The organism is Paraburkholderia sp. C35 (assembly GCF_003121405.1).
Taxonomy (GTDB): domain Bacteria; phylum Pseudomonadota; class Gammaproteobacteria; order Burkholderiales; family Burkholderiaceae; genus Paraburkholderia.
The window spans coordinates 22061-43831 of sequence record NZ_QBUY01000072.1 but is presented as its reverse complement, the minus strand read 5'-3'; the positions used below and the strand labels follow the sequence as shown (position 1 = coordinate 43831).

The following is a 21771-nucleotide window of genomic DNA, read 5'->3' as shown; positions in this document are numbered from 1 at the left end:
GTGTTAGCCCGCTTTCTTTTGCCTACTTTTCTTTGCGGCGGCAAAGAAAAGTAGGTGCCGCCCCGCACAGGGGCAACGCCTGAAGTACCAACACCAAAACGCGGATGCCAGCAAAATCACCCCCTCAGTGTTTGAACACCTCACCGAAACCCTGACTCCACATCCCCCACACATTCCACCCATCGTTTCAACCAGCGCCGTCAGGCAAAAAAACCCACACCACATAGAGTCCGGCATCTAACTAGATCCCTTGCATGAACCAATTCAACCCCCTATCGTTACATCAACCAATGTAACAGTAAGAACTGAGCAAAACAGGCAAAAAAACAGGGAGACGCACGGGATGAACGCATCCATGACGCAAAACACCAGCCCCAGGCCGGGCGACACAACCCCCATCGAAACCGACATCGCCATCATCGGCTCGGGCTTCGCCGGCCTCGGCATGGCAATCCGTCTACGCCAATCCGGCATCACCGATTTCGTGATCGCAGAGAAAGCAGACTCGATAGGCGGCACATGGCGCGACAACGATTACCCCGGCTGCGCCTGCGATGTGCAATCGCATGTCTATTCGTTTTCGTTTGCGCCCAACCCCAAATGGTCACGCATGTTCGCGCGTCAGCCGGAAATCCGCGCGTATCTCGAAGACTGCGTGCAACGCTTCGGCATCGCTTCGCATCTGCGCCTGCAACACGAACTCAGCAGCGCAAGCTATGACGAAACGCGGCACCGCTGGCTGCTACGCTTCGCGAACGGCCAGCAGTGGTCTGCCCGCGTGCTGGTGTCAGGTATGGGCGGCCTGTCGCGCGCGGCGCTGCCGGACATCGAAGGCATCGAGTCGTTCGAAGGCAAGATGTTCCACTCACAGCATTGGGACCACGCGTATCCACTCGACGGCAAGCGCGTTGCCGTGATCGGTACAGGCGCGAGCGCGATCCAGTTCGTGCCGCAAATTGCACCGCGTGTCGCGCATCTCGATCTGTTTCAGCGCACGCCGCCCTGGATCATGCCGAAGGCCGATCGCCCCGTGCGTCGTGCCGAGCAGTGGCTGTTCCGTCATCTGCCCTTCACGCAGAAGCTCATGCGCGCAGGTCTGTTCAGCATGCTCGAATCGCGTGCGTTCGGTTTTGCCGTGCATCCTTCGCTGATGAAGACGGCCCAGAAAATCGCCGTACGTCATCTGCACAGGCTGATCAGCGATCCGCAATTGCGCAAGACGCTCACGCCCGATTACACGATGGGCTGCAAACGTATCCTCATTTCCAACGACTACTTCCCCGCCGTCGCACGCGCCAACGTCAACGTGAAAACGGCAGGCATCGCGCGCATCGAACCGCACGCGGTCGTCACCACGGACGGCGTGCGTCATCCCGCCGACTGCATCATTCTCGGCACGGGCTTCCATGTCGCCGATCCGTTTCCGCATGGCGTCGTGAAGGGACGCGGCGGCGTCGATATCGTCGATACGTGGCGCAACGGTGCGCACGCCTATCTCGGCACCACGCTGCCCGGCTATCCGAACTTCTTCATGATCGTCGGCCCGAATACGGGACTTGGACACAACTCGATGGTGTTCATGATCGAGTCGCAAGTCGAATACATTCTGCGCGCGCTCAAGACGATGCAGCGCGAGAACGCCGCTGCGATCGAAGTGCGGCCGCAGGTGGAGCGCGACTACAACGAACGCATCCAGCAAAAGCTCGGGCGCGCGATCTGGTCGGTCGGCGGCTGCAAAAGCTGGTATCTCGATCCGCGCAACGGCAAGAACACCCCGCTGTGGCCAGGTTTCGCCTATCGCTTCCGCAAGGCGACGGGCACGTTCCGCATCGACGATTACTACGCTTACGCACACCCGCAACACGACACGCACGCTGCGCAGCCATCGCAACTCGCCACGGCGCGCATCACGTCCGCCGAAGCAACATGAGCAACATGACTCGACGATAAAGGCACAAGCTCAGGGAGACGATCAATGAAGCACTTCAACGACCGCGTCGCGGCGATCACGGGCGCAGGTTCCGGCATGGGCCGTTCGCTCGCGATCCAGCTTGCGCGCGAAGGCTGCCATCTCGCGCTGGCAGACCGCAACGCCGCCGGGCTTGCAGAAACCATGCAGCTTGCGCAGGCCGCCGCGCCGCAACGCATCGGCGCCCCGCTGCGCATCACGACGTGCGCGCTCGATGTCGCCGACCGCATTGCGATGTACGACTGGGCAGCCGATGCGGCGCGCCAGCACGGCCGCGTGAATCTCGTCTTCAACAATGCGGGCGTCGCGCTGTCGAGCACCATCGACGGCATGGACTACGACGATCTCGAATGGATCGTCGGCGTGAACTTCTGGGGCGTCGTGCATGGCACGAAAGCGTTCCTGCCGCTGCTGAAATCGGCGGGTGAAGGACATATCGTCAATACGTCGAGTGTGTTCGGACTGTTCGCGCAACCCGGCATGAGCGGCTACAACGCTACCAAGTTCGCCGTGCGCGGCTTCACGGAAGCGCTGCGCCAGGAACTCGACCTCATGAAATGCGGTGTTTCTGCGACCTGCGTGCATCCCGGCGGCATCCGCACGGCGATCGCGCAATCGAGCCGCATCGCGCCGAACATGGTCGGCTTCATGATCGAGAACGAACAGCAAGGCAAGGACGATTTCGAAAAATTCTTCATCACCACAGCCGATGAAGCCGCGCGCGTGATTCTCGACGGCGTGCGCCGCAACAAGCGCCGTGTGCTGATCGGCCGGGACGCGCGCGCCGCCGACTGGCTGGCGCGCACGCTGCCCGCTGCGTATCAGGCGCTGGTCGTGCTGCAGACGCGCCGCATGAAGCGGCTCGCGCAAAAGCGCGCGCGGCGCAGCGAAGCCGTTGAAGGAAGGCGCGCATGAGTCCCTTCATGCCGCCACCGAACCTCATTCGTCAGGAAGACACGCCATGATGCCCATCCGCCGCGACCTCCGCTTTGCCCTGCCCGCCGATCGCGCCTGCGACTGGCACCGCCTCGGCCCGCACGTCACACACTTCTTCAACGCGCTGTCGCTGCTGTTTCCTGCGGGCGAGCGCTTCTTCATGGACAGCGTGCGTCACTATCGCGACGACATCACCGAGCCTGAACTGAAGAAGCAGGTGCTTGGCTTCATCGGACAGGAAGCGATGCATACGCGCGAACATGTCGAGTACAACGATCTGCTCGATCGCGCGGGGTTGCCCGCGCATCTGCTCGATAAACGGCTTACGATGTTCCTCAACCTGAACCGCAAGCTGCTGCCGCCTTCGTATCAACTGGCGATGACGGTCGCGCTGGAGCACTACACGGCCATGCTCGCGGGCCTGCTGCTCGATGATAGTTCGCGTATCGAAGGTTCTGTCGAAGGTTATGCGCAGATGTGGACGTGGCACGCGCTGGAGGAAACGGAGCACAAATCCGTGTCGTACGATGTATGGAACACCGTAATGAGGCCCGGCCTCGCGCGCTATCTGATCCGCACAGGCACGATGCTCGCCGTCACCGTGTTCTTCTGGCTGATCGTGTTCGACTACCACGTGCGACTGCTGATCCGCGACCGCAAGCGCGGTCACAATCTGCGTGGCTTGTGGAGCGTCGTGAAGTTTCTGTATGGACCGAAGCATGGTGTGTTTCCGGGCATTGCACTCGAATGGCTGCGCTTTTTCAAGCCTGGTTTTCATCCCTGGGATCACGACAATCGCGCGCATCTTGCGCGTATCGACGGACTCGTTGCTGCTGTCGATGCCGCGAATGCTGCCAATCCCGCAGCGCTGAAAAAAGCACGTCGCGGCGTACGCGCTGCGGCATAGCACGACCCATGCGCATGATTCACGACATGCAAGCCGTCGATGCAGACGGCGTTCAACTCGCCGTCTATGTCAGCGGTCCGCGCGATGCGCCGCCCATCGTCCTCGTGCATGGCTATCCCGACTCCGCGGCCGTGTGGGCGCCCATTCGCGCACTGCTGGAAACGCGTTACCGCGTGATCGCCTACGATGTGCGCGGCGCAGGCGCATCCGATGCGCCGCGCGAACGCAGCGCATACCGGCTCGAACGCCTCGCCGCCGATCTCGCCGCGGTCGCCGATGCAACCTGCTGCACGCAGCCGTTTCACCTGGTCGGGCACGACTGGGGTTCGATTCAATGCTGGGAAGCCGTCACGGACAGTGCGCTCGCGGGCCGCATCGCAAGCTTCACGTCGATCTCCGGGCCTTGTCTCGATCACGCATCGCTCGGACTGCGCGGCGATCGTGCGCAGGCTGCTGCGCGGCCATTCGGCGCGGGTATCCGGCAAATGTTCAAGTCGTGGTACATCGTCTTCTTTCACCTGCCAGTCTTGCCCGAACTCGTATGGCGATTCGGTGGCGCATACGGCTGGCCACTGTGGCTGCGTGTGACGGAGCGCATACGTGCGCCGCGCGACCCGGCGCAACTGCGCAACGCGCTGAACGGGCTGAAGCTGTATCGCGCGAATTTCATTGAGAAGCTGCTGCGTCCGCGTGCGCGGCACGCCCACGCGCCCGTGCATTTCATCGTGCCGCTGCGCGACCGCTATGTCGGCGCCGCGCTGTCGCTGGGTCTCGATACATGGATCGGCCCGCATTCACGCGATGAAATCGATGCAGGCCATTGGGTCGTGCTGCGCGAGCCGGCGCGTATCGCGGCCAGCATCGAAGGGTTTATCACCGCGCGCGAAGCATCGTGTCAGACGAGCGGCATGGTGCGCGTGAACATCATCGGATAGTCGATGACGAGTGCGTCGTCGTCCACGGTCAGTTCGGCAGCAAAGCCGGTGTCGATCCCTTCATAGCGATACGCGCTGCCCGGCTCGATACAGGTATAGGCCTGCTCGACGCGCGAGACCTGCAAATCCGGCGTCGAAATGAACGCGACGGCAATCGGCTCGCGCGCGCCTCGGGCCAGCTGAAGGCGGCGGATCGGCAGCGTGTTCGTGAACGGCGTGGCAGCGATATCGATGTCGATGCAGCCCGTCAGGAACGGCAGCACGAGGTCATGGCCATCGCGCCAGTTGCCTTCGCCGTCGCCATGCAATTCGAGTTCCGGGCCACCTGTCACCTTCAGCCACGCATGCAGCGTGCGCCATCGCAGATCGCATTTCACGCGGTACATCAGGCCATATGCGCGGTCATCGCGCTCGCCGACCAGCACGCTTTCGACATAAAAGCCGTCGGCGCGTGCATCGAAAGCAAGATGCTCGACACCATCGCCCTCTTCCGGAATCCATCGCACTTCGCGCATGACTCGGCCTCCTGTGGAGAAATCGGCGGGAACGCCGCTGCCTGTAGCGACATCGTAACGCGGGCAGCGCAAGGGTGAAGCACGCCGACGCTGGCACTCAAATAGCGGCTATCAACGAATGCACATGCCACTCGCACGCCGGCTGCCCTATGCTCGCGGTTCGTCTGCTTCGAATCGTACGCGCCGCGCGAGTTCCGCCTCGTGCGGCGCTGTCACGTCTTCGTCACGCCCTCGCCACCCAGCTGGAACGGTATTGCCATCATGCCCGCCGCCACCCACGAAGAAACGCTCGATGCATTGCGCACCCTGCTGCGCAGCCTCGGCCAGATCGTCCTGCAACGCCATGCGGCGACGGGCGTCTGCGTGCTCGCGGCGTTGCTGGTCAGCGATACGCGCCTCGCCTGCGCCGCCCTGACGGGTGCGATTGCGGCAAACGTGGGCGCGGTGCTGCGCGGCTACGATGCCGATGACACCCGCGACGGCTTGCACGGCTTCAACGGCGCACTCGCGGCGCTGGCAGCGTTCACCTTCATCGCCGACTATGCCACTGCGATGGCCGTCGCGATTCTCGCGGCGACAGCCGCTGCGTGGCTGCTCGGCCCGTGGGCGCGGTGGCTGGACGCGCGTGGCCTTGGGTTCTATTCGAGCCCGTGCCTGCTGGTGACGTGGGCGTGGCTGCCCTTCATGCATCCGGCACTGGCGCATGTTTCGACGCCCTACGCCGTGTCATGGCACGATGCCGTGCCTGGCGTGTTGACGGGCATCGCGCAAACGTCGTTTGCATGCAATGCGCTAGCTGGCGCGTTCATACTCGGCGGCATCGCATTGTCGTCGATGCGCGCCGCGCTGTTCGCGCTCGCCGGTGCGGCGCTCGCCACGCTCGCGCACTGGCTGGCAGGCGCCGACGGCGCCTCGTTCGGCGCGGGCCTGTTAGGATTCAACGGTGCGCTCGCCGCGCTCGCCCTTGCCGATTGCGGCCTGCTCGCGGCGCTGGCTGGCGTGGGCGTATCGGTTGCGTTGCAGCAGATTGCCGCGATGTATGGCGTGCCCGCGATGACCGCGCCGTTCGTCGTCGCTACGTGGACGGTCCGCCTGCTGATGCGCGATACTCCCCGCACGCGTCCATCGAAGCGTGTGCGTGAATTCTCCGCTGGAGAACACGCACGCTGCGAGGATCGACAGAAAACAACCCGCGCCGTTTCGCCCGAAAGCTGAAGCGGACTGTTACAGGAGACGTCATGTCGTCGTTCGCTCATACGCCTGCGGGCCGCGTTGCGCAGTCGAAGCCAATGTCGGAGGCCGAGCGTCGCACGCGCGTCGATCTCGCGGCCGCCTATCGGCTGGCGGCGCTGAATGGCTGGGACGATCTCGTCTACACGCATATCTCCGCGAGCGTGCCGGACGAGCCGGGCCATTTCCTGATCAACCCGTTCGGACTGTCGTTCGATGAAGTGTGCGCGTCGAATCTGGTGAAGATCGATATTGCGGGCAATATCATTGGCACGAGCGAGCATCCCGTCAACGCGACGGGTTTTGCCTTGCATGCGGCTGTCCACGCTGCGCGCGCCGACGCCTTCTGCGTGATGCATCTGCACAATACGGCGGGCATTGCGGTGTCGTTGCAAAAGGACGGGCTATTGCCAGGCTCGCAGCATGCGTTGCGTTTTCATGGCTATCTTGCGTATCACGACTATGAAGGTCTCGCTTTCACACCGGCCGAAGGCGAGCGGCTCGTCGCCGATCTCGAGGACAAGCCTGCGATGCTGCTGCGCAATCACGGCACGTTGACGGCGGGCCGCACTGTTGCGGAAGCGTATGTGTTGATGGCGACGCTCATCAAGGCCTGCGAGATTCAGTTGCAGGCGCAAGCAGGTGGCGGTGTGCTGGTGATGCCATCCGAAGCGGTGGCTGCACGCACGGCTGAACAGCTTTTCGATGATGGCGCGATTGAAGGCGCGGTCGAGTGGCCCGCTTTATTGAGGAAGCTCGATCGTCTGGATGCTTCTTACAAGGACTGACTTTTTCGTTTAACTCTGGAGGACGGTGGACATGCCTACTTTTCGTATCGAGCTTTTTGAAGGACGTACTGTCGAGCAGAAGCGTCAGTTCGTCGAAGCGATTACCAAGGCGACTTGCGAGTCGTTGAATGTCGAGCCAGGTTCGGTCGAGATCATTCTCGTCGATGTGAAACGGGAAGATTGGGCGACGGGTGGGAAGCTCTGGAGTGATGTGTAAGGGCTGGTTTTGATCCTGTTTAGCGCAGATTGCTAAAGTTTTTGCGTTTTCTGCCGATGTACTACGTGTCGCTCATGACACTATTCGTCGCGCTATGGAACGCAACACCGAAACTGCATGTGATGGTCCTTACTCGATTGCCGATCAGGTTCTGGAAACCGCAGGCGTTGTGCTGGCAGCGGTTTTTACCGTGATTGCCGGGGTGGGGACCGTGATGCAATTTGTTGCGATTTTCAGGTGAGGTCGTTCCCGGCACATGGGATGTGACTGACTGCTTCGTACTTCATGCGTTGCCCCTTCGCGGGGCCGCGCATTCAACGCAAGACAATCCGCGGACGCACGTGCCAGGCTAAACCGCCGCTCCCGGCACGAACGCAACCCGCGATTTTCGAACGAAAAAGCCGCTACGACCCACCCTGCTTACTGGTTATCCGCCGGCGACTTCACACTCGGCGTTGCAAGCGTGTTGTTAGTTTTCGGCGCCGGCGTCGACGTATTGTTCGGCCCTTGCTGCTGCATGGCCGGATTCGGCATACCGCTATCCGAGTTGGTCATGCCAGGCGTGCCGTAACTGTTCGACGAATCGTTCATCTGATTGGGCGCCGGACTCGACGTGCTGCCATGACTCGAACCACCGCCCGCTGAACCGCCTGTCGCCTGCGCATAAGCGCCACCCGACAGCGCAAGCGTTGCCACAGCCGCGATCAGTGCACTGGTTGCCTTTTTCATGATCCGTTCCTCCTGTTTGACTGGATTTATCGACGCAGACGTTCATCGCCTGCTCGTTAATGAATCGAGCAATCAGTGTGCCGCGCGCCGCAATCCTCGCCGTCGCGCTTTAAGGGGCGAACCCTGTCATGCAGCACGACGTGACACATCCGTGCGTGCCACCTTGAGTTGAGAGCGCGTCAGCAGATAGAACGCCGCGACATGCGTAATCGCCAGAAGCGGCACGTAAATGATCGCGACCGCGTATGTCGCACCCAACTCCCCTGCATGTGCGGGAAGATCTGCCAGCACGGCATGGTAGTAATCGACGATCAGGTCCATCGCCCCGACAACATTGAACGCCACGATGCATAGCCAGAACAGCGGCCGTATGCGTGCCGCTGAAAGCGCGAGTATCGCCAGCAGGCCGGTTGCAAAATCGCCATACGCCGCGAACACGGCGAAACTGGCAGGCAACTGCGGACCGACGACACCCGGAAGAATAAAGACCAGCCCGAAAAAGCGGAAGCTATGCAGCGCGGCGATCGCGCGTTGTGCGTCGAACAGTTCCATCGACTTGAGCCTCGGCCACACATACGCGCCAAAGCAAAGCAGCCAGGCCACATAGCCCAGAACGAGATGCGATTGAAAGATCATCTGTGGTGACATCTTGCCTCCTGTCAGGTCAGGGTTCGTCGTTCGCGACGGGTACGTTAGATGTACCATCGGGTCGAACGGGCGACTATTCCTCACAATGTTGACAGGCCATGAAGCAGAACTTCACAGTGAGACAGGGCGCGCTCGATGGCGTAGAGGTGTTCCTGAGCGTCGCCCAGCATCGCAGCTTTCGCAAGGCAGCCGCCGAACTCGGCGTGACGCCGTCAGCCATCAGCCAGACCGTGCGCGTGCTCGAAGCCCGCATCGGCGCCGCGCTGTTCACGCGGACTACACGTAGCGTCGGCCTGACAGAAGCGGGCGAGCGGTTTCTTTCGCGTGCCAAGCCTGCTTTCGAAGAACTCGTCGCCGCCAGCGAGGTGGCGCGCGGACTCGGCCAGCGGCCAGCGGGATTGCTGCGCCTCTCGGTGCCGCGCGCTATCGTGCCGATTCTGCTGGAGCCGTTGATCGCGTCGTTCTGCAAGGCCTATCCCGACGTCGAAGTGGAACTGGCTGCCAGCAAGGAACTCGTCGATCTCGCGGCGGAAGGATTCGACGCCGGCATCCGGCTCGGCCAGTTCGTCGCCGCAGACATGGTTGCCGTCCCGATGACGCCACCGTTTCGTCTCGTCGTGGTCGGCAGCCCTGCTTACTTCGCTGGTCGTCATCAGCCCGTGAACACGGACGCGTTACGCCAGCACGCATGTCTGCGCTGGCGCCGATCGGATGGCGCGCTTGCGCTCTGGTCGTTCAACGTCGATGGCGAGGCGATCGAGATCGCTGTGTCCGGTCCGCTTATCGCCAGCGATTTTCCGACCATGCTTGGCGCAGCGATCGAAGGCCTGGGCCTCGCTCAGTTGCCCGAACCGCTCGCCGCCGAAGGGCTGAGAACGGGAAAACTGGTGCACGTGCTGGAGTCCTATGCGCCCGTCATACCAGGCGTGTTTCTTTGCTATCCGGACCGCCGGCAGATCCTGCCGAAGCTGCGCGCATTCATCGATCACGTGAAGCGTCAGCAGGCTTCCATATCCGCCCGCACGCCTCGCTGATCCGCGCCCGCATCCACCTGTGCGCCAGATCGCGTTCATGACGCGTATGCCACGCCATCTGGCAATCGAACGGCGGGATCGCGAACGGTACGTCGCACGCGTAAATCGACTCTCTCAATGTGTGGGTTTGCACCACGCCTGCAGGCAGTACGGCAATCAGATCGGAAGCCAGCAGAAGCGACGGCGCGCCCGCGAAATTGTTCAGCGTCATCGCTACCCGACGGCGCTTTCCCATTCGTTCGAGTGATACGTCGGCGAATCCAACCGGGTCTCCCGAGAGTGAGACCAACAGATGCTCTGCTTCGAGAAAATCGTCCCCGCTGAGTGGAGCGTTGGCAAGGGGATGGTCGGACCGCATCGCACACACCCAGTTCTCGACGAACAGCCGCTGCAGCCTGAATTCGTCGCCCATATGCTGAAGCCCGCCGATGCACAGATCAATGTTGCTATCCCGCAGCTGGGAAGCCGTCGCCTGACTCGTATAGGGCACCGCGAGAATCCGGATGCCCTTCGCGTGTGTCTCGATGTACTGACGCAGCAACGGCCACAGCGCGCCCGACACGTAATCGGTCACGGCGACGCGAAACGCACGTGTCGATGTGGCCGCATCGAACCGCGTAGGCGATGCGGCCACGCGAATGGCCGCAAGCGGCGCCTGAATGTCGCGCCAAAGCTCCTGCGCTCGCGCGGTGGCCTTGATGCCGCGCCCCGAGCGCGTGAACAGCGGGTCTTCCCACACCACTCGCATCCGTGCGATGGCGTTGCTGACGGCCGACTGCGTCATCGCCAGGCGCTCAGCCGCCTTCGTGACCGAACCCTCGGTCATGACGGCATCGAATATGGAAACCAGGTGGAGGTCGAGATCTTTCATGGTTGCGAGACAATTCATCACTTCAAATGATGATACACCCACAAACCATTGATTAGACGGACAGATAGAGCGCCAGTACGCTCTGTTCATCGCCGCACAGCGGATCAGCAACCGTCAGGCTCGATGCGATGACGCAACGGGCCTGCAACCAGGATGGACAGGACAATGGCAAAGATTCTCGAAGGAAAGGTCGCGCTCGTGACGGGTGGCTCGCGCGGCATCGGCGCCGCCACGGCCAGCCAGCTCGCCGCTCAGGGCGCAACCGTCGTGCTCAGCTATGCCAGCAGCGAGGCTCGCGCAGCCGAAGTCGTTGCGGCAATCGAGGCGTCGGGTGGCAAGGCGCTTGCCGTGAAGGCCGATCAGGCGAATGCGTCGGCGGTCAAGACCTTGATCGCCGACGTCGTCAGGCGGTTCGGCAAGCTCGACATCCTCGTCAACAACGCAGCCGTGTTCGAAACCGGCACCGTCGCGGAAACGACGGATACATCCGGCTTCGACCGGCAACTGCAGATCAACTATGAAGCCGTGGTGACCGCGATTCGCGAAGCGTCGCGAGTGATGGAAAGCGGCGGCCGGATCATTTCGATCTCGTCGGCCCTCGCGCTTCGATCGACGTGGCCGGGTCTCGCCGATTACAGCGCGACGAAACGCGCCATCGAAGGCTATAGCAAAGGTGTCGCACGGGATCTCGGCCCGAAGGGTATTACCGTCAACGTCATCGGTGCGGGTTCGACCAACACCGAGATGAACCCGGACGATAGCCCCTTTGCCGAGGCGCAGGCAGCTGCCACCGCGCTCGGCCGCTTTGGCCGCCCCGAAGAGATCGCTGCCGCGGTGACATTCATCGCCAGCCCGGCTGCGAGCTTCATCACCGGCGCCGTCATTCCCGTCGACGGCGGATACAGCGCCTGACACGGCACGCGCCACACGATGCTCACGCCTGAGCCGCACGATGCGAAGCAGGCGTTGAGGCATCCGGACTTACACGTTGGAGCAGAAAATGAATGACTTGCCAGTAGTTCTCGTCACCGGCGCACTGTCCGGTATCGGCCGCGCGACGGCCATTGCGTTCTCCAGAGAGAAGGCCCGTGTGGTGGTGTCGGGGCGTCGGTTGGAAGAAGGCCAGAAGCTCGCTGAGGAATTGCGCGCGCTAGGTGGCGAAGCCGAATTCGTTCAGGCCGATGTCCGCTTCGAAGATCAGGTGCAGGCGCTGGTGGAACGCGTGATGGCCCGCTTCGGTCGTCTGGATATCGCCGTGAATAGCGCGGGTTTCGAAGGCGAGCCTGCACCGATCGTCGATCAGACGGTGGACCGATATGCTGCCGTGTTCGATGCGAATGTGCTCGGCACCTTGCTCTCGATCAAGCACGAACTTCGGGCGATGTCGGCGCAAGGCCGAGGCAGCATCGTCAACGTATCGTCGACGATGGGGATTCGCGGCGCTGCGAAGAATGCACTCTACGTGGCCAGCAAGCATGCAGTCGAAGGTCTCACGAAGTCGGCTGCCATCGAGGCGGCAGCGTTCGGCGTTCGCGTCAATGCCGTGGCGCCTGGACCGGTGCAAACGGACATGCTCGACCGGATAACCGGCTCTAACGAAAACAAGGCGGCCATGCTGTCCACCGTGCCGTTGCGGCGCGCGGGAACGCCGGAGGAAATCGCGGAAGCGATTGTTTTCGTCGCGTCACAGAAGGCGAGCTTTATGACGGGCGAAGTGCTGCGCGTCAATGGTGGACGGACTGCCGCGTGAAATGCGGGCGTTGAGCACGACACGCCCGTTATCGAGGCCGGATCTGCAGATCGTTGCTCACTGATTGCGCGCCCGACACACCACGCGTGACGGCGAGCGCTTTCTGGATCTGTGCCTCTGAATCCACATAGCCGGACAATTGCACGGCACCTCGATAGGTCGCGACGCTGACGGGCAGCGACCTCAGATCCGGGTCGGCGGTGAGCGCCTGCTTCACCCTGGCGGCGAGTTCGGCGTCGCCGGCGGTGAGTGTCCCCGACGCGGTCGCGGCCTGCGGCTGCGTCGACTTGCAACCGCCGACCAACATCAGCGCGGCACACGCGAATGCCGCGGCAATCAGCACAGTGAGCAACCGGACTTTGATATAGGGTGCGTCTCGCATGTCGGCTATGGCGTTCCGATTCGTGAACTGCTGGCGTCGTTCGGGTTGAATCCGCGGGTGCGCATGTCCGCCCTCCTCGAGTCCATCATGATAGTGCAGAGTCACAAGATCACGCCTCCCGGTGACATAATCCCCACCGGCACGATGTCACGCCATATTCCCAAAAAACCATCGCGAGGGCACCACCATCATGCAACCGTCACCGTTCATTTCGCTCCTTCCGCTCCTGCTCATCTCCGTCATCCTGGGTTTCGTGGGACATTTTCTGGCAAAGGACAAGGGGCGCCCTGTGCTGAAGTGGACCATCGTGTCGTTCATCCCGATCATCAACTACATCTGCATGGTCTATCTGATCGGCTGCACGAACCTGCGCCTCGAGCGCAAGCTGGACGAACTGCTGGCCGCACAGAAATCGCGCACCGACTTTCAGTAAGCCGTAACGAAACAACGCGGACCGCGGGCGCCAGGCCGCCCGCCTCTCATCATCCCGCGACAACCCACCGCACCACACCGTCGCACGCCATCGACACCGGCCATGCTGCGACGCGGTTGATTGCCGCACTTATCGCCCTGCCGCGCGCAACACACGCGCCAAACCGAACACAAAAATCCTGATCCACATCAAGCATTTATCTCGATAAAGCGGGCCAGCAGCCGCGCTATGCTGCGCCATATCGCCACACGGCGCACCGCAGCAAAACTTTCCGCGATCCCCTACGCTTGCCGTCATCTGCTCGAACGCAGTGCGCACCGACATCAGTCGACGCGCGAAGTCGTCAAGACTGTTACCCGGATTCGGAAACATGAACACCGCAATCTCCGCCTTCGACCTGGCGCGCATGCAGTTCGCGTTCACGGTCTCGTTTCACATCATCTTTCCCGCGCTCAGCATCGGGCTTGCCAGCTTCATTGCCGTGCTCGAATGGCGCTGGCTCAAAACCGGTAAGGCCTACTACAAAGATCTTTGTCTGTTCTGGTCGAAGATCTTCGCGGTGGCCTTCGGCATGGGTGTCGTCTCCGGTGTCGTCATGAGCTATGAGTTCGGCACCAACTGGTCGGGCTTCTCGTCGTTTGCCGGCCCTGTCACCGGGCCGCTGCTGATGTACGAAGTCATGACGGCGTTCTTCCTCGAAGCCGGCTTTCTCGGCATCATGCTGTTCGGCTGGCAACGCGTCAGCCCGCGCGCGCACTTCGGCGCGACGCTGATGGTCGCGATCGGCACGCTGATCTCCACCTTCTGGATTCTCGCTTCCAACAGCTGGATGCAGACGCCGCAAGGCTTCGATATCGTCGATAACCACGTCGTCCCTGTCGACTGGTTCAAGATCATCTTCAATCCTTCGTTCCCCTATCGTCTCGCGCACATGGCGATTGCCGCGTTCATCGTCACGGCGCTGGTCGTGGCCGCCGTCGGCGCGTGGCATCTGCTCAAAGGGCGGCGCGATCAGGCCGTCAAAAAGATGTTCTCGATGGCGCTCTGGATGCTGCTGGTGCTCGCGCCCGTGCAAGCCTTCGTCGGCGATGCACACGGCCTGAACACACGCGAACATCAGCCTGCGAAGATCGCGGCCATCGAAGGTCTGTGGGACACGGAAAAAGGCGGCACGGCGCTGAACCTGTTCGGCATCCCCGACATGCAGGCGGAAACCACCAAGTACGCCGTATCGATTCCGCACCTCGGCAGCCTGATCCTCACGCATAGCTGGGACGGCGAGATTCGCGGACTGAAGAGCTTCCCGAAGGAAGACCGCCCGAATTCCACTGTCGTGTTCTGGAGCTTCCGCGTGATGGCGGGCCTCGGCGTGGCGATGATTCTCTTCGCGATTGCCGCGTGGGTGCTGCGCCGCCGCGGCAAGCTCTATGACACGAAGTGGTTCCAGCGCATCGCGATTGCGATGGGTCCGACGGGCTTCCTGTCGCTGCTGGCGGGCTGGGTGACCACGGAAGTCGGCCGTCAGCCGGGGGTCGTGTATGGCGTGAAGCGCACCGTCGAAGCCGTGTCGCCGCTGTCCGCGCAACAGGTCGGCATTTCGCTGATGGCGTTCGTGGTCATCTACTTCCTCGTGTTCGGCACGGGCATCTACTACATGTTCAAGCTGATGCGAGGCGGCCCCGCGTTGCCGGGCCATACACCCGATGGCGTTCCGGACGCGCCTGAGCACGCCGGGCGACGCCCGCTGTCCGCCGTCGACGCCTGATCCTTCAATACGAAATCCGCGAGAGAAAAATGGATGTGACCGTAGTGTGGGCCGCGATCATCGCGCTGGGCCTTTTCATTTACGTGGTGCTGGACGGCTTCGATCTGGGCATCGGCATCGTGTTTCCGTTCTTCCCCGATGAGAAAGAACGCGACCTGATGATGAACACCGTCGCGCCCGTCTGGGACGGCAACGAGACGTGGCTCGTGCTTGGTGGCGCGGGCCTGTTCGCGGCGTTTCCGGTCGTGTATTCGACCGTGCTGTCGGCGCTCTATCTGCCGCTGGTCTTCATGCTCGCGTGCCTGATTTTCCGGGGCGTGTCGTTCGAGATCCGCGCGAAGGCGAATCGAACCAAGCATTTGTGGGATCTGGCGTTTATCGGTGGATCGACGGGTGCGGCGTTCTTTCAGGGCATCGCGCTGGGTGCGTTCCTGCAGGGCATTCCTGTGGTCGATGGCAGCTTTGCGGGCGATGGATTCGGCTGGCTCACGCCGTTCTCGCTGCTGACGGGCCTCGGCCTCGTCGTCACGTATGCGCTGCTTGGCTGCTGCTGGCTCGTCGCGAAGACGGAAGGCGACCTGCAGCGGCGGCTGCATCGCGTCGTCTGGCCGCTGACCATCGTGCTGCTCGGTTTCATCGTGATCGTGAGTCTGTGGACGCCGCTGCAGGAACCCGACATCGCACAGCGCTGGTTCGACGCGGGCATTTTCTGGCGTCTGCTGCCCGTGCCGGTTCTTGTCGCCGTCTGCGCGTTCTTCATGCGCCGCGCGGTGCGCGACCGGCATCACAACACGCCGTTCATGATTGCGCTCGGACTGGTGCTGCTTGGCTATGTCGGGCTGCTGGTGAGCCTGTGGCCGTACGCGATTCCGTCGAGCCTCACGCTCTGGGAAGCGGCCGCGCCGCGTTCGAGCCAGATGTTCACGCTGGTCGGCGCGGCAGTGATCATCCCTATCATCATCGGCTACACGACGATGGGCTACTGGGTTTTCCGCGGCAAGGTGCGCCATGGCGACGCCCACTACCACTAAGCCCGCGCGCGCCCGGCTGCCGGGCTGGCTCTGGTTCGTCATGCTCTGGTGCGGCGGCGTGGGCGGCGCGATGATCGTCGGCTATGCGTTCAAGGCGCTGATGAACGCGACGCTGTTCGCCATTACCTGAGCGGGCCGGAACGGCGGGCGGGATCGGCGCCGGGCAAACGCCATTCGCACGGGCGATTCGCCTATGCTCTTCGCAGGTGAAATCCGCACGCGCATCCGGTGCGCATAACCTGCCGGGCGGCCCGCCGACGCCGCCCGCACGCCTTCAAAATCCTTCCGTGCAACTCGTCTACGTAGCAGGCTGCGAGAGCGGTGTCTTTCCGGCCTCCGTTGTCGTGCCGTACAGACCAAGGGAAACCACACGCGCCAAACCGCGACGGCCCAGCCGGGCATTTTCCGGCAAGGCCGCAGCGGACGCGCGAGCGAGACCAGTAATGCGATAAAGCGCGCCATGCCGTTGCATTCCGGGCGGCGGGCGCGAACAATGAAGCGCCGATGCGCACTGGCCGCAAGGCCGGCGCAGCGCCGACGCAACAGGCATGACCCATCCGACGATCAGGCATATGATCGCGGCTTGGGAAACAAAACAAGCTGTTTGCTGCATGGACGGCCCACTGCTGAGCGGGCCGCAGGGAGTGCAGCGGGTCGCGACACGCAGTGGGCCTTCAGGCCCGGCCGTGCTGCGGCCTTGTGGACGGACCGCGCACCACGGGGCGTGCGCGGCCTGTCCCCGTCCCGACCGACAACATTGGCACAACACCGGCAGGGCCGAAAGCCGTCAGCGGAGCCATCATGAAGTTTCTAGTAGCCGACGATCATGAACTGATCCGCCAGGGCGTCAAGGGTCTGCTACGCGGACTCGATCCCGACGCCATCTTCGACGAAGCCGACAGTTGGGAAACGCTGGCCGCCGCCGCGAGGCCCGACGCCGACCACGATCTCGCCATCGTCGATCTGCACATGCCCGGCATGACGGGCGCGATTTCCCTCCAATCCCTGCTCAAGGCGAATCCGGCGCTGCCGGTGGTGGTGCTGTCGGCGGAAGAATCGCCGGACGAGATGCGCGCCGTGCTTGCCGCAGGCGCGCTGGGCTTCGTACCGAAGCGTCAGCCGGCCAGCGTGATGCTGAAGGCCATCGAACTCGTGCTGTCGGGCGGCGCCTATGTGCCGATGGAAGCGCTCAGCCTGCTCGGCTCGCGCGATGCCGGCACGGCCACGGCAAGCGCTTCCGCGACGTCGGAGACGACTGCAGGCGCATCGGTCTGTGCCACGCAGACGGCCACCACCACCGCCGCGCCGCCGGACGCGGCACCCGTGCGCATCGAGGCGCTGCAACCGCATCAGCAGCATCTGCTGGAGAATCTGTCGCCGCGTCAGCAGGAAATCATGCGACTGGTGCATCGCGGCTGGACCAACAAGATGATCGCGCGCGATCTCGGTGTCGCCGAAGGCACGATCAAGGTCCATCTGTCCGTGATTTTCCGGGCACTGGGCGTGCATAATCGCGCCACGGCGATCGCCGTGATCAATGGCTGGCTCGAAGCCGGCAAGACGCTTTAAGCAAGGAAAAAGAAGGCGACAGAACGTCGCCTTCGAAAAATACACGCGGCCATTGCAGCCGCGCCTGATGCATGCCCGTCAGAGCATTTCCGTCGCGAGCGTGACGCCGAGCGCCAGGCCGCCGATCACGCCGATCACGCGGCCAAGCAACATCGCGTTGAGATCCTCGTCGAGGATAAATTCGCTGCGGCGCTCGCGCAGCACCGTGCGATGCAGCAGCGGCATCGGAAACAGCAGCACGCTCGACAGCGCGACGGGCAAGCCCAGCCGCGCCACCATGCCCGCGTGATGCTCCGAGGGAATGCCGAGATACAGCAGACCGACCACGAAAACGGCCGTCAGCAGCGCGCCCATCAGTACGCCGCCGACGAGCTTGTCGGATGGATGTCCGTTCACTTCTACACCTCTTTGAATCGAAAGCCGCACCGGGTTTGACTGGCCGGATGCGAAGGTTGCCAAAAGCGTTTCCGGCGGCTTCCGCACCGCCGTTATCGCGAAACGGCTTATTTCAGCAGCCAGGCATGGCAGCGGTCGATCAGACACTTCTCAAAAAAGATGGAGAGCGGGTGGGCTCGGCTTTGGAGACGGTGTGGGGAGGGAAAATCGCGCGACAAAGTCCTGGCACGCTGGTGCATTGGCCGATAACGCGACGGCGCAGCGACGCGCAATGCAGCGCTGCCATGCACTCGAAACGAACGCCCGCGCTTCAGAAACGTGGCTCGCCGTAAAGCTCGGCACACCCTGAACTCACGCAGCAACGAAAAGCCGCCCACTTCGCGGCTGAATCCTCTCAACCGCGCGTCGTCGCAGGCTGCGCTTCCGCCATCTGCTGGCCTCGCGCACTCGCGCCCGCGCCATCGGCGACGGCACCCGGCTGCTGCCACAGCATTTCCAGCGTACGGCGCAGCCGCGCCGGGGTGACAGGCTTGTGCAGCACAGGAATGCCCTGCAACGCGAGCGCCTCCAGTTCCACCGACGCCATATCGCCCGTAATCAGCAGCGTCACCACCCGCTCGCGGCCACGCCTGCGCAGCGCATCGCGCACGGCGCCGAGCGCCTGCGCGCCCGTACGATGGTTCGCCAGCTGATAGTCGCACAGCACGGCGTCAGGCATGAAGCCTTCGTCGATGGCCTGCATCGCGTGACGTTCGTCGGGCACGCCGCGCACCACGCAGCCCCAGCGTCCGAGCAGGCTCTGGATACCTTCGAGAATCGCTGGCTCGTCGTCGATACACAGCACGTGACGCCCGAGCGCCGCCGCACTGCTGGCCGCCGAATCGTTCAACCCGGCGACGCTCCGCGCCGGGTCGCCCGCCTGCACCGGAAAACGGAACACCGACCCGCGCCCCGGGTTCGAGCGCAACTGCCGCTGGCCGCCGAGCATGTCGACCAGCCGCTTCACGGGCGGCAGCCCGAGGCCGTGCCCTTGCCGCGCGTCGCGCTGCGGAGTGGCGACCTGATAGAACTCCTCGAAAATCCGCTCCTGCTCGGCTTGCGGAATGCCGATGCCCGAATCGCGCACCTCGATATAGCCGCCCTCGCGCCGCCCCGCACGCCGGACGCCCATCCAGATCGCGCCGCCTTCCGTATAACGCACCGCGTTCGACAGCAGGTTGCTGAGGATGCGCTCCAGCAGCACGGGATCGTCGTGGATCACGGCGTCGGTCGGTGCGATGCGCAGCGCCAGCCCTTTCGCGGCCGCCTGCGGCCAGTACTGGTTGCCGACCCGGTCGAAAAGTTCCGAGAGCCGGAAATGCAGCCGGATAACCTGCGTCACGCCGCTTTCCAGCCGCGCCAGATCGAGCACCTGGTTGAACAGCTGATTCAGCGCCTCGACGTTGTTGGCGATATTGCTGGCCGTCTTCGCGTGTTGCACGGGCGTCGCCGACGTATCGTTCAGCGACGCCGCAAGCAGCCCGAGCGCATGCAGCGGCTGGCGCAGATCATGGCTCGCGGCGGCGAAAAAGCGCGTCTTCGCCAGGCTCGCTTCCTCTGCAACCAGCTTCTGCGCCGCCAGCGATTCGGCCAGCGCCTGCTGATCGACGCGCGCCTGCACGACGCGCTGAAACAGCTTGCGGTAGCTGAGCGCGTAAACGTTGATAGCGCAGAAGAAAAACGCCAGCACGATCGCGAGAATCGTGCGGTCGAAGGTGTGCGTGCCGAAGTGCAACACGATGGCCGGCAGCAGCAGGAACGGGATCGCCGTCACGAAGTTGGCCACGTCGAAGCCATTCGACATGAACACGCCCGCCGCCAGCGTGACGAGCATCACCGTGTGCAGGATGGGGAGATCCGTGTGCGGGCTCTGGAACGCGAACCAGATGGCCAGCCCCGGCGCGCTGTAGAGCAGCGCGCCGCGCGCCGCATGCAGGTTGATCCACGTGCGCGGCGACACGGCTTCGGGCCAGCGCCGGTTGACCATCCACAGCGCGAGGCTCGCGCAATTGGCGAAACCATAGAAGGTAAAGCAGGCCGCAAAAAGATGCGGATGCGGGATGTTATTCCAGTAGATCGCCACCAGCACCGCAATCGAAAACCAGTGCGTAAAGAAAGCGATCGGGTCTTGCGCGTACAGCACGCGCACGAGATCTTCGTCGATCGCGCGCTGGATGGGATCGGCCCGCATTGTGCGGTCTCCTTTGCGGACGGCAGCCGGCGCTTGCGCGCGGCTGCGTTCCATGCGGTTTTGTTGCGCCCGGCCGGAATGGGCGCGCACACGCAGCAGCGCCATGTTCCCGCCCACGCAAAGCCCGGCTGTCCGGCCTTTGCAGTCCGTGTGTTGTTTCGTTTTCTGACAAACCGCCGCCGATTGCACCGGATCGGGAATAAAACCCGCGCGGCGCGCGTCATACACCGGCACCGGTACAGTCTAAAGATAGTTTACCCGTCTTACCGGCGGTTTACCCTTCAGCTATGACTTAATCCATATAGGCGACACCGCGTGCAAACAGCATACTGGTTTCAACGATTCAAATATCAAGCGCGGCCAACAGCCTCCGACGGTCCAGCTTCACGACCTGTTTCACGCCTGTTTGTCGAGGCTCCAATGGCGGTCACCTCCCGCCATCACCGCGCTCCTTGCCCCTTACCGATGGAGGCCTTCATGGGCGCAGTTCCGAGCCAGGATTTCGCACGCACTCTCGACGATGCCGTTCTCCCCGATCTGTGGCGCCGCCGCACGCAGCTCACGGACCATGAAATGATGTCGATGTACGACCTCGTGAAGCGCGCGTTACGCACCTACCACCCGCTCGAATTGCACGCGCTCGGCGAAGACAAGGAAGAGCTCGTGCATCAGTTCATCTATACGAAAGTGCTGCGCCTGGCGCCCGGCCACGTTGAATCGAAGGCGGCGCCGGAAAGCGCGCCGTCCAACGGCTACGCGATCTGCGCCTACTTCCGCCGCTATCTGATCGACTGCCTGAGAAGCGCGAGTCATCAGCGCAACGTGTCGATGGAACACGAAGGCATGATGCAGGAAATCGATCTGCGGGCGCAGGCGCTCGAAGATCCCGTCGAAAGCGTACTGCTGCAATATGGCCTGAGCGAACAGTACGTGCGCGAAGCGGCGCGGCAGTTCATTGCATCGCTCGACTCGCCCGAGCGCATCGTGCTGGCGGGCAGCCTCGGCTGGTGCGCGGAAGCGAAAGGTGGTCTGTCGGCGGTGGCCGCTCAGCATCGGGTGCCCTCCTATCACTATCGCGCCGTCAAGCTCGGTGTCACCATGAAGAAGACGGACGACGCCACGCAGTTTTCGAACACGAAGATCGGCCAGTGGCTGCGCGACGATCTCGGCATCGAGATTCACGCCGAAAACCGCGAGGCGCTCCTCGTCGTGTTCAACCTGCGCGCCGCCGAAGCGACGGAAGCCGCGACCGCGCCCGACAACGACGACATGATCGAGGCGGCCGCGTAAGCACGGGGACGCCGCCGTTCGACATTTGACGTTTGACAGTCGCAGCTTTTCGGTTCGTATCCGACGCATTCGATGTATCTGTTGCACCTGTTGCACCGGTCGCATTTAACAATCCGGCCCGCCTGTAGAGCATTTCGTTCCAGCAC

24 protein-coding genes are annotated in these 21771 nt (G+C 62.8%); 17 read left to right on the top strand and 7 right to left on the bottom strand.

Annotation, left to right across the window (positions count from 1 at the left end; translation table 11 throughout):
* Window positions 1-343: 343 nt before the first annotated feature.
* From DK391_RS30730 to DK391_RS30715, 4 genes are read left to right on the top strand one after another with little or no spacing between them, the layout of a single operon-like run.
* Window positions 344-1930, top strand: coding sequence for an NAD(P)/FAD-dependent oxidoreductase (locus tag DK391_RS30730; protein ID WP_109481769.1), 1587 nt, complete (start codon window positions 344-346; stop codon window positions 1928-1930).
* A 45-nt stretch (window positions 1931-1975) separates the two neighbouring features.
* Entirely contained in the window at window positions 1976-2884 is a 909-nt protein-coding gene (locus DK391_RS30725; protein WP_109481768.1) for an SDR family NAD(P)-dependent oxidoreductase, read from the top strand.
* Between the two features lie 46 nt (window positions 2885-2930).
* Window positions 2931-3812 carry a metal-dependent hydrolase gene (locus DK391_RS30720; RefSeq protein ID WP_109481767.1) on the top strand — a complete coding sequence of 294 codons (882 nt, stop codon included), beginning with the start codon at window positions 2931-2933 and terminating at the stop codon, window positions 3810-3812.
* A gap of 14 nt (window positions 3813-3826) precedes the next feature.
* Window positions 3827-4747, top strand: coding sequence for an alpha/beta fold hydrolase (locus DK391_RS30715; RefSeq protein WP_109481766.1), 921 nt, complete (start codon window positions 3827-3829; stop codon window positions 4745-4747).
* Here DK391_RS30715 and DK391_RS30710 read toward each other — a convergent pair.
* Complete coding sequence (locus DK391_RS30710) at window positions 4708-5262, bottom strand: putative glycolipid-binding domain-containing protein (RefSeq protein ID WP_109481765.1); 555 nt, start codon at window positions 5260-5262, stop codon at window positions 4708-4710. The two genes, DK391_RS30715 and DK391_RS30710, sit on opposite strands and share 40 nt — an antisense overlap.
* Window positions 5263-5523: 261 nt before the next feature.
* Here DK391_RS30710 and DK391_RS30705 point away from each other — a divergent pair, with 261 nt between their 5' ends.
* The 4 genes from DK391_RS30705 to DK391_RS44505 all read left to right on the top strand — a co-directional run bounded on the left by DK391_RS30705 (window position 5524) and on the right by DK391_RS44505 (window position 7738).
* Window positions 5524-6477 carry an urea transporter gene (locus DK391_RS30705; protein WP_109481764.1) on the top strand — a complete coding sequence of 318 codons (954 nt, stop codon included), beginning with the start codon at window positions 5524-5526 and terminating at the stop codon, window positions 6475-6477.
* 23 nt (window positions 6478-6500) lie between these two features.
* Window positions 6501-7280 carry a class II aldolase/adducin family protein gene (locus DK391_RS30700; protein ID WP_109481763.1) on the top strand — a complete coding sequence of 260 codons (780 nt, stop codon included), beginning with the start codon at window positions 6501-6503 and terminating at the stop codon, window positions 7278-7280.
* Between the two features lie 31 nt (window positions 7281-7311).
* Window positions 7312-7497, top strand: coding sequence for a 4-oxalocrotonate tautomerase (locus DK391_RS30695; RefSeq protein ID WP_109481762.1), 186 nt, complete (start codon window positions 7312-7314; stop codon window positions 7495-7497).
* A 94-nt stretch (window positions 7498-7591) separates the two neighbouring features.
* Window positions 7592-7738, top strand: coding sequence for a hypothetical protein (locus DK391_RS44505; RefSeq protein ID WP_162600951.1), 147 nt, complete (start codon window positions 7592-7594; stop codon window positions 7736-7738).
* 179 nt (window positions 7739-7917) lie between these two features.
* Here the strand turns inward: DK391_RS44505 and DK391_RS30690 are convergent, their stop codons facing one another.
* Entirely contained in the window at window positions 7918-8226 is a 309-nt protein-coding gene (locus tag DK391_RS30690) for a hypothetical protein (RefSeq protein WP_109481761.1), read from the bottom strand.
* 126 nt (window positions 8227-8352) lie between these two features.
* Window positions 8353-8874, bottom strand: a complete 522-nt coding sequence (locus tag DK391_RS30685; RefSeq protein ID WP_109481760.1) for a hypothetical protein — start codon at window positions 8872-8874, stop codon at window positions 8353-8355.
* 98 nt (window positions 8875-8972) lie between these two features.
* On the opposite strand from DK391_RS30685, the gene DK391_RS30680 reads away from it, so the two are divergent.
* Complete coding sequence (locus tag DK391_RS30680) at window positions 8973-9908, top strand: LysR family transcriptional regulator (RefSeq protein WP_109481759.1); 936 nt, start codon at window positions 8973-8975, stop codon at window positions 9906-9908.
* Here the strand turns inward: DK391_RS30680 and DK391_RS30675 are convergent.
* Window positions 9853-10779, bottom strand: coding sequence for a LysR family transcriptional regulator (locus tag DK391_RS30675; RefSeq protein ID WP_275426836.1), 927 nt, complete (start codon window positions 10777-10779; stop codon window positions 9853-9855). The genes DK391_RS30680 and DK391_RS30675 overlap by 56 nt on opposite strands.
* A gap of 165 nt (window positions 10780-10944) precedes the next feature.
* Here DK391_RS30675 and DK391_RS30670 point away from each other — a divergent pair, with 165 nt between their 5' ends.
* Together DK391_RS30670 and DK391_RS30665 are read left to right on the top strand one after the other, a co-directional pair.
* A complete protein-coding gene (locus DK391_RS30670) occupies window positions 10945-11691 on the top strand; it encodes an SDR family oxidoreductase (protein WP_109481757.1) in 747 nt (248 codons plus the stop codon).
* Between the two features lie 88 nt (window positions 11692-11779).
* Window positions 11780-12529 carry a glucose 1-dehydrogenase gene (locus DK391_RS30665; protein WP_109481756.1) on the top strand — a complete coding sequence of 250 codons (750 nt, stop codon included), beginning with the start codon at window positions 11780-11782 and terminating at the stop codon, window positions 12527-12529.
* Window positions 12530-12557: 28 nt separating this feature from the next.
* On the opposite strand, the gene DK391_RS30660 is transcribed toward DK391_RS30665, so the two are convergent.
* A complete protein-coding gene (locus DK391_RS30660; protein ID WP_109481755.1) occupies window positions 12558-12911 on the bottom strand; it encodes a BON domain-containing protein in 354 nt (117 codons plus the stop codon).
* Window positions 12912-13101: 190 nt separating this feature from the next.
* On the opposite strand from DK391_RS30660, the gene DK391_RS30655 reads away from it, so the two are divergent.
* The 5 genes from DK391_RS30655 to DK391_RS30635 all read left to right on the top strand — a co-directional run bounded on the left by DK391_RS30655 (window position 13102) and on the right by DK391_RS30635 (window position 17709).
* Entirely contained in the window at window positions 13102-13344 is a 243-nt protein-coding gene (locus DK391_RS30655) for a hypothetical protein (protein ID WP_109481754.1), read from the top strand.
* A gap of 370 nt (window positions 13345-13714) precedes the next feature.
* The gene (locus tag DK391_RS30645; protein ID WP_109481752.1) at window positions 13715-15109 is read left to right on the top strand and encodes a cytochrome ubiquinol oxidase subunit I; all 1395 of its coding nucleotides are present in this window, start codon (window positions 13715-13717) and stop codon (window positions 15107-15109) included.
* Between the two features lie 29 nt (window positions 15110-15138).
* On the top strand, window positions 15139-16140 hold the full coding sequence (gene cydB / locus DK391_RS30640) for a cytochrome d ubiquinol oxidase subunit II (RefSeq protein WP_109481751.1): 1002 nt from the start codon (window positions 15139-15141) through the stop codon (window positions 16138-16140).
* Window positions 16118-16270, top strand: a complete 153-nt coding sequence (locus tag DK391_RS45030) for a hypothetical protein (protein WP_204117473.1) — start codon at window positions 16118-16120, stop codon at window positions 16268-16270. The genes cydB and DK391_RS45030 overlap by 23 nt, the downstream gene beginning before the upstream one ends.
* A gap of 671 nt (window positions 16271-16941) precedes the next feature.
* Window positions 16942-17709 (top strand): response regulator transcription factor, encoded by a 768-nt coding sequence (locus DK391_RS30635; RefSeq protein WP_109481750.1) that lies wholly within the window; start codon window positions 16942-16944, stop codon window positions 17707-17709.
* Window positions 17710-17787: 78 nt separating this feature from the next.
* On the opposite strand, the gene DK391_RS30630 is transcribed toward DK391_RS30635, so the two are convergent.
* Window positions 17788-18168, bottom strand: coding sequence for a hypothetical protein (locus tag DK391_RS30630; protein ID WP_239482995.1), 381 nt, complete (start codon window positions 18166-18168; stop codon window positions 17788-17790).
* Window positions 18169-18499: 331 nt separating this feature from the next.
* Entirely contained in the window at window positions 18500-20335 is a 1836-nt protein-coding gene (locus DK391_RS30625) for a hybrid sensor histidine kinase/response regulator (protein ID WP_239482994.1), read from the bottom strand.
* A 477-nt stretch (window positions 20336-20812) separates the two neighbouring features.
* Between DK391_RS30625 and DK391_RS30620 the strand changes: the two genes are divergently transcribed.
* Entirely contained in the window at window positions 20813-21625 is an 813-nt protein-coding gene (locus DK391_RS30620) for a hypothetical protein (protein WP_109481748.1), read from the top strand.
* The last annotated feature ends 146 nt before the right edge of the window (window positions 21626-21771 follow it).

What these genes read in the sequence shown, in the direction of transcription:
- DK391_RS30730 (WP_109481769.1), top strand. Translation starts at nt 344, where the DNA reads ATGAACGCATCCATGACGCAAAACACCAGCCCCAGGCCGGGCGACACA.
- DK391_RS30725 (WP_109481768.1), top strand. Translation starts at nt 1,976, where the DNA reads ATGAAGCACTTCAACGACCGCGTCGCGGCGATCACGGGCGCAGGTTCC.
- DK391_RS30720 (WP_109481767.1), top strand. Translation starts at nt 2,931, where the DNA reads ATGATGCCCATCCGCCGCGACCTCCGCTTTGCCCTGCCCGCCGATCGC.
- DK391_RS30715 (WP_109481766.1), top strand. Translation starts at nt 3,827, where the DNA reads ATGATTCACGACATGCAAGCCGTCGATGCAGACGGCGTTCAACTCGCC.
- DK391_RS30710 (WP_109481765.1), bottom strand. Translation starts at nt 5,262, where the DNA reads ATGCGCGAAGTGCGATGGATTCCGGAAGAGGGCGATGGTGTCGAGCAT.
- DK391_RS30705 (WP_109481764.1), top strand. Translation starts at nt 5,524, where the DNA reads ATGCCCGCCGCCACCCACGAAGAAACGCTCGATGCATTGCGCACCCTG.
- DK391_RS30700 (WP_109481763.1), top strand. Translation starts at nt 6,501, where the DNA reads ATGTCGTCGTTCGCTCATACGCCTGCGGGCCGCGTTGCGCAGTCGAAG.
- DK391_RS30695 (WP_109481762.1), top strand. Translation starts at nt 7,312, where the DNA reads ATGCCTACTTTTCGTATCGAGCTTTTTGAAGGACGTACTGTCGAGCAG.
- DK391_RS44505 (WP_162600951.1), top strand. Translation starts at nt 7,592, where the DNA reads ATGGAACGCAACACCGAAACTGCATGTGATGGTCCTTACTCGATTGCC.
- DK391_RS30690 (WP_109481761.1), bottom strand. Translation starts at nt 8,226, where the DNA reads ATGAAAAAGGCAACCAGTGCACTGATCGCGGCTGTGGCAACGCTTGCG.
- DK391_RS30685 (WP_109481760.1), bottom strand. Translation starts at nt 8,874, where the DNA reads ATGTCACCACAGATGATCTTTCAATCGCATCTCGTTCTGGGCTATGTG.
- DK391_RS30680 (WP_109481759.1), top strand. Translation starts at nt 8,973, where the DNA reads ATGAAGCAGAACTTCACAGTGAGACAGGGCGCGCTCGATGGCGTAGAG.
- DK391_RS30675 (WP_275426836.1), bottom strand. Translation starts at nt 10,779, where the DNA reads ATGAAAGATCTCGACCTCCACCTGGTTTCCATATTCGATGCCGTCATG.
- DK391_RS30670 (WP_109481757.1), top strand. Translation starts at nt 10,945, where the DNA reads ATGGCAAAGATTCTCGAAGGAAAGGTCGCGCTCGTGACGGGTGGCTCG.
- DK391_RS30665 (WP_109481756.1), top strand. Translation starts at nt 11,780, where the DNA reads ATGAATGACTTGCCAGTAGTTCTCGTCACCGGCGCACTGTCCGGTATC.
- DK391_RS30660 (WP_109481755.1), bottom strand. Translation starts at nt 12,911, where the DNA reads ATGCGAGACGCACCCTATATCAAAGTCCGGTTGCTCACTGTGCTGATT.
- DK391_RS30655 (WP_109481754.1), top strand. Translation starts at nt 13,102, where the DNA reads ATGCAACCGTCACCGTTCATTTCGCTCCTTCCGCTCCTGCTCATCTCC.
- DK391_RS30645 (WP_109481752.1), top strand. Translation starts at nt 13,715, where the DNA reads ATGAACACCGCAATCTCCGCCTTCGACCTGGCGCGCATGCAGTTCGCG.
- cydB (WP_109481751.1), top strand. Translation starts at nt 15,139, where the DNA reads ATGGATGTGACCGTAGTGTGGGCCGCGATCATCGCGCTGGGCCTTTTC.
- DK391_RS45030 (WP_204117473.1), top strand. Translation starts at nt 16,118, where the DNA reads ATGGCGACGCCCACTACCACTAAGCCCGCGCGCGCCCGGCTGCCGGGC.
- DK391_RS30635 (WP_109481750.1), top strand. Translation starts at nt 16,942, where the DNA reads ATGAAGTTTCTAGTAGCCGACGATCATGAACTGATCCGCCAGGGCGTC.
- DK391_RS30625 (WP_239482994.1), bottom strand. Translation starts at nt 20,335, where the DNA reads ATGCGGGCCGATCCCATCCAGCGCGCGATCGACGAAGATCTCGTGCGC.
- DK391_RS30620 (WP_109481748.1), top strand. Translation starts at nt 20,813, where the DNA reads ATGGGCGCAGTTCCGAGCCAGGATTTCGCACGCACTCTCGACGATGCC.